The organism is Pseudomonas sp. HMSC066A08, assembly GCF_001813025.1.
Classification (GTDB): Bacteria; Pseudomonadota; Gammaproteobacteria; order Pseudomonadales; family Pseudomonadaceae; genus Pseudomonas; species Pseudomonas aeruginosa.
The window spans coordinates 1-752 of the sequence record NZ_KV811314.1; the positions used below are offsets into that span (position 1 = coordinate 1).

Annotated in this window: 1 protein-coding gene; it reads right to left on the minus strand. The window is 65.3% G+C overall.

What is annotated here, in order from left to right; genetic code table 11:
- On the minus strand, nucleotides 1–752 hold a 752-nt coding region (locus HMPREF2886_RS19490), incomplete at both ends, for a Tn3 family transposase (protein ID WP_139148411.1).

Sequence of the window (752 nt, forward strand, 5' to 3'; positions counted from 1 at the left end):
CGGCTCTGCCGCCAGACGTAATCGCCGGTTAGGTTGATGTGCTCCCAGCCCAGCGGCGACAGGAATTGCAGCAGCTCGCCGTCCACCGGCTTGCCGGCCTCGACCAACCCCTGGATGGCGCGCTCCAGGTACACCGTGTTCCACAGCACGATAGCCGCCGTCACCAGGTTGAGGCCGCTGGCCCGGTAGCGCTGCTGCTCGAAGCTCCGATCCCTGATTTCCCCAAGGCGGTTGAAGAACACCGCCCTGGCCAGCGAGTTGCGCGCCTCACCTTTGTTCAGGCCGGCATGCACGCGGCGGCGCAGTTCAACACTTTGCAGCCAGTCCAGGATGAACAGCGTGCGTTCGATCCGGCCCAGTTCGCGCAGGGCGACAGCCAGGCCGTTCTGACGCGGATAGCTGCCGAGCTTGCGCAGCATCAGCGAGGCGGTAACGGTGCCCTGCTTGATCGAGCTGGCCAGGCGCAGGATGTCGTCCCAATGAGCGCGCACGTGCTTGATGTTCAGGGTGCCACCGATCAGCGGGCGCAGCGTCGGGTAGGCCTGCACGCCCTGCGGCACGTACAGTTTGGTTTCGCCGAGGTCGCGGATGCGTGGCGCGAAGCGGAAGCCCAGCAGGTGCATCAGGGCGAAGACGTGATCGGTGAAACCGGCCGTGTCGGTGTAGTGCTCCTCGATCCGCAGGTCGGACTCGTGATACAGCAGGCCGTCGAGCACATAGGTGGAATCTCGGACGCCGACATTCACCACGCG